Genomic DNA, 4,149 nt, shown 5'->3' on the forward strand with positions numbered 1-4,149 from the left:
CCGGCGTTACCGCCCCGCGTCACGCAGCGATCGGCGTGCGATCAATCGCGGAAGTTGTCGAACTGCAGCGGAACTTCGAAGGTTTCCTTCTTCAGCAGCGCGATGGCGTCCTGCAGGTCGTCGCGCTTCTTGCCGTTGACGCGCAGCTTGTCGCCGTTGATCTGGCTGTCCACCTTCAACTTGCCTTCCTTCAACTTCGCCGCGATCTGCTTGGCGACCTTCTGTTCGATGCCCTGCTTGACCGTCACCTTCTGGCGCGCACCGGCCAGGTTGGTCTCGACGTCGCCAAACTCCAGGCAGCGCACGTCGATGCCACGCGCGATCAGGCGCGCACGCAGGATGTCGGTCATCTGCTGCAGCTGGAAATCGCTCGGCGCGGACTGGCTGATCACGCTGTCTTCCAGCACGAACTTGGCCTCCACGCCCTTGAAGTCGAAGCGGGTGGACAGCTCGCGGTTGGCCTGGTCGACCGCGTTGGTCAGTTCGTGGGTGTTGACTTCGGAAACGACGTCAAAGGAAGGCATGGGGAAACTCCAACGGGTGAATGCCGTCATTCTAACCACCCCGGCATGGACGGCCCGCCCATCGCGGCGATAATGGGCCATGATCACCCAGAAATCCCCCTCCCGCGCCGTCGCCTGGATGTTGATGGCCGTGGCCTGCTTCTCGCTGATGGACGCCGGCATGAAGCAGCTCGCCAGCAGCTATCCCACCCTGCAGGTGACCTTCCTGCGCGGCGCGGCGTCGCTGCCGTTCGTGCTGGTCTGGGTGCTGGCCACCGCCGGCCCGCGCTCGCTGGTGCCCAAACGCTGGGCCCTGCACCTGCTGCGCGGGGCGCTGGGCATGGCCATGATCGGCTGCTTCGTCTACGCCCTGCGCAGCCTGCCGCTGTCCACCGCCTACACCATCTATTTCGTGGCCCCGCTGCTGATCGCCGCGTTGTCGGTGCCGCTGCTGGGCGAACACGTCGGCCCGCGCCGCTGGATCGCCATCGGTATCGGCCTGATCGGGGTGCTGGTGGTGTTGCGGCCGGGGGTGGGCGGCTTCATCTCGGTACCGGGCCTGATGGTGCTGCTGGCGGCCACCGCCTATGCCGTGGCCGCCATCACGGTCAGCATGCTCACCCGTACCGACACCCCGCAGTCGATGGTGGTCTGGTTCCTGGTGATCATGGCGGTGGGCGCCGGCCTGTTGGCCCTCCCCGACTGGCAACCGCTGCAGTTGGGCCACGCCGCGCTGATCGCCGGCATGGGCCTGGCCGGGGCCGGGGGGCAGGTGGCCCTGACCCGCGCGTTCCAGCTGGGCGAGGCCTCGCTGATCGCGCCGCTGGAGTACACCGGGCTGGTCTGGGTGATCGGCTGGGACCTGCTGTTCTGGGGCGCGCTGCCGGACCGCTTCACCTGGCTGGGCGCGGCGATCATTGTCGCCTCCGGCCTGTACCTGCTGCACCGGGAGCGGGTCCGCCAGGTCCAGGCGCCCGCGCCGCTGGACCATCCCTGAGCCGGGCAGGGCCGTCCCGGGCCCGATCACGCCGGCTTAGAACCAAACGGAATATCATTCCGCACAGCCGCGCGGGCCAGGGCCGCCCCGCGCTGGTAGGCTGCACGCCCCCTCCCGTCGATGCCCGGTTGACCGCGAAGTGATCGAGTTCCAGCGCCTGCACAAATCCTATGCCGTCGGCGGCCGCGCGATCGCCGCGCTGCAGCCGCTGGACCTGACCATCGAGGCCGGCGAGGTATTCGGCATCATCGGCCACTCCGGGGCGGGCAAGTCGACCCTGATCCGCCTGATCAACCGGCTCGAGGAGCCCACCGGCGGCCGCCTGCTGATCGGCGGCGAAGACGTCACCGCGCTCGATGCCGACGGCCTGCGCGCGCTGCGCCGGAAGATCGGCATGATCTTCCAGCACTTCAACCTGCTGTCCTCGCGCACGGTGGCGGCCAACGTCGCGTTCCCGCTGGAACTGGCCGGCACCCCGCGCGCCGAGATCGACGCGCGCGTGGACGAGCTGCTGCATACCGTGGGCCTGGAAGCGCACGCGACCAAGTACCCGGCGCAGTTGTCCGGCGGCCAGAAGCAGCGCGTCGGTATCGCCCGCGCCCTGGCCACCCGCCCGCAGATCCTGCTGTGCGACGAGGCCACCAGCGCGCTGGACCCGCAGACCACCGCCTCGGTGCTGAAGCTGCTGGGCAGGATCAACCGCGAGCTGGGCCTGACCATCGTGCTGATCACCCACGAGATGGACGTGATCCGCCGGGTCTGCGACCGCGTGGCCGTGCTCGATGCCGGCCACCTGGTGGAAACCGGCCCGGTCACCGAGGTATTCCTGCACCCGCAGCACCCGACCACGCGCCGCTTCGTGAGCGAATCGGAGCAGGTGGACGAGGGCGAACTGCACAAGGATTTCGAGGCGGTCGCCGGGCGCATCGTGCGCCTGACCTTCCTCGGCGCCGACACCTACGAACCGCTGCTGGGCCGCATCGCGCGCGAAACCGGCGTGGACTACAACATCCTGTCCGGCCGTATCGACCGGATCAAGGACACCCCCTACGGCCAGCTGACGGTCTCGCTGGTGGGCGGCGACGTGCAGGCCGCGCAGGCCGGCTTCGTGGCCGCCGGTGTCCACCTTGAGGAGCTGCGTCGATGATCCTGGCTACCGCAGGCGGTTTCTTCCGCCACCTCGACGCGGGCAAGTGGGCCGACATCGGCCAGGCCACGCTGGACACCCTGTTGATGCTCGGTGGCTCGCTGCCGCTGACCCTGCTGATCGGCCTGCCGCTGGGCGTGCTGCTGTTCCTGACCGGCTCGCCGCAGCTGCACCGCAAGCCGGTGCTGTACGGCGCGCTGGCGGTGCTGGTGAACCTGCTGCGGTCGGTGCCTTTCATCATCCTGATGATCGTGCTGATCCCGCTCACCTTGTGGATGATGGGCACCTCGCTGGGCGTGCGCGGTGCGATCGTGCCGCTGGTGATCGGCGCGGCGCCGTTCTACGCGCGCCTCGTGGAAACCGCGCTGCGCGAAGTGGACCGCGGTGTGATCGAAGCCAGCCAGTCGATGGGTGCCACCACCTGGCAGCTGGTCACCCGGGTGTTGCTGCCCGAAGCGCGGCCGGGTCTGATCGCCGGTGCCACGGTCACGGTGATCGCGCTGATCGGTTTCACCGCGATGGGCGGTGCCATCGGTTCGGGCGGTCTGGGCGACCTGGCCTTCCGCGACGGCTACCAGCGCTCGCACACCGACGTGGCCCTGGTCACCGTGGTGCTGCTGCTGGTGCTGGTGCAGATCCTGCAGATGCTGGGCGACTGGCTGGTCTCGCACTACAGCCGGAAATAGCCGGTAGGTACCGACCGGTGGTCGGTACATTGCCTTCCGCAGCGGCTGGGCCAGGCCCCAGGTCGTGCCGCCTATGGGAATGCCGGGGTGGCAGCCTACGCAGCTTCGATTGAGCAGGTGCTCGACGGGCGCATCATTGCGTGACCGGCATCTGTGTTATATTCCGTTTCGCGTAATACGCTACGCGAAATGATCCAGTCCTTTCGATGCCGCCACACGCTCGCGCTGTTTGCGGGACGATGTCCTCGACAGTTCCGTGCGTTTCAGTCCCTGGCTGAGCGCAAGTTGCAGATGCTGGATGCTGCACAAACGCTGCAGTTCCTGCGCAGCCCGCCCGGAAATCGGCTCGAAGCGCTTCGCGGCGACCGGCGTGGGCAGCACAGCATCCGCGTCAACGCACAGTGGCGACTGTGTTTTATCTGGACCGACAACGGTCCGCGTGATGTCGAGTTCGTCGATTACCACTGAGGTGCCATCCATGAGCCGCCCCACCAACACCCTCAGGGCCGTCCATCCGGGCGAAATTCTGCGCGAAGAGTTTCTGCTGCCGTTGCAGCTGAGCATCACTGCGCTGGCACGGGCGTTGGACGTGCCGCCGACGCGGCTGCATGCCATCGTGCATGAAACCCGCGGCGTCACAGCCGATACCGCAGTGCGCCTGGCACGTCATTTCGGCGGGGACGCCGCGTCGTGGCTGGCCCTTCAGGCCGAGTACGATCTGAAGACGCTGCCGACCCGGCAGGAAATAGAGCGCAGGGTGCAGCCGCGCGAGGCGGCCTGACCGCCGCCCTTACCGGACGTTCGGCACCTCATACC

General features: G+C 67.8%; 6 protein-coding genes. 5 read left to right on the forward strand and 1 reads right to left on the reverse strand.

Features of this window, described 5'->3' with window-relative positions; all coding sequences use genetic code 11:
* Positions 1 to 41: 41 nt before the first annotated feature.
* Positions 42 to 524 (reverse strand): YajQ family cyclic di-GMP-binding protein, encoded by a 483-nt coding sequence (locus DBR34_RS19035; protein ID WP_038686143.1) that lies wholly within the window; start codon positions 522 to 524, stop codon positions 42 to 44.
* A 79-nt stretch (positions 525 to 603) separates the two neighbouring features.
* Here DBR34_RS19035 and DBR34_RS19040 point away from each other — a divergent pair, with 79 nt between their 5' ends.
* The 5 genes from DBR34_RS19040 to DBR34_RS19060 all read left to right on the forward strand — a co-directional run bounded on the left by DBR34_RS19040 (position 604) and on the right by DBR34_RS19060 (position 4,114).
* Positions 604 to 1,500, forward strand: coding sequence for a DMT family transporter (locus DBR34_RS19040; RefSeq protein ID WP_128097935.1), 897 nt, complete (start codon positions 604 to 606; stop codon positions 1,498 to 1,500).
* 139 nt (positions 1,501 to 1,639) lie between these two features.
* Positions 1,640 to 2,647 carry a methionine ABC transporter ATP-binding protein gene (locus tag DBR34_RS19045; RefSeq protein ID WP_128097936.1) on the forward strand — a complete coding sequence of 336 codons (1,008 nt, stop codon included), beginning with the start codon at positions 1,640 to 1,642 and terminating at the stop codon, positions 2,645 to 2,647.
* Complete coding sequence (locus DBR34_RS19050; RefSeq protein ID WP_128097937.1) at positions 2,644 to 3,333, forward strand: methionine ABC transporter permease; 690 nt, start codon at positions 2,644 to 2,646, stop codon at positions 3,331 to 3,333. The genes DBR34_RS19045 and DBR34_RS19050 overlap by 4 nt, the downstream gene beginning before the upstream one ends.
* 189 nt (positions 3,334 to 3,522) lie before the next feature.
* Complete coding sequence (locus DBR34_RS19055) at positions 3,523 to 3,801, forward strand: type II toxin-antitoxin system RelE/ParE family toxin (protein ID WP_128097938.1); 279 nt, start codon at positions 3,523 to 3,525, stop codon at positions 3,799 to 3,801.
* A gap of 10 nt (positions 3,802 to 3,811) precedes the next feature.
* Positions 3,812 to 4,114 (forward strand): HigA family addiction module antitoxin, encoded by a 303-nt coding sequence (locus DBR34_RS19060; protein ID WP_128097939.1) that lies wholly within the window; start codon positions 3,812 to 3,814, stop codon positions 4,112 to 4,114.
* The last annotated feature ends 35 nt before the right edge of the window (positions 4,115 to 4,149 follow it).

The organism is Stenotrophomonas sp. HMWF003, assembly GCF_003061285.1.
Taxonomy (GTDB): domain Bacteria; phylum Pseudomonadota; class Gammaproteobacteria; order Xanthomonadales; family Xanthomonadaceae; genus Stenotrophomonas; species Stenotrophomonas maltophilia_AP.

Coding starts and splice junctions, on each gene's coding strand:
- DBR34_RS19055 (WP_128097938.1), top strand. CDS start 3,523: ATGATCCAGTCCTTTCGATGCCGCCACACGCTCGCGCTGTTTGCGGGA.
- DBR34_RS19040 (WP_128097935.1), top strand. CDS start 604: ATGATCACCCAGAAATCCCCCTCCCGCGCCGTCGCCTGGATGTTGATG.
- DBR34_RS19060 (WP_128097939.1), top strand. CDS start 3,812: ATGAGCCGCCCCACCAACACCCTCAGGGCCGTCCATCCGGGCGAAATT.
- DBR34_RS19050 (WP_128097937.1), top strand. CDS start 2,644: ATGATCCTGGCTACCGCAGGCGGTTTCTTCCGCCACCTCGACGCGGGC.
- DBR34_RS19035 (WP_038686143.1), bottom strand. CDS start 524: ATGCCTTCCTTTGACGTCGTTTCCGAAGTCAACACCCACGAACTGACC.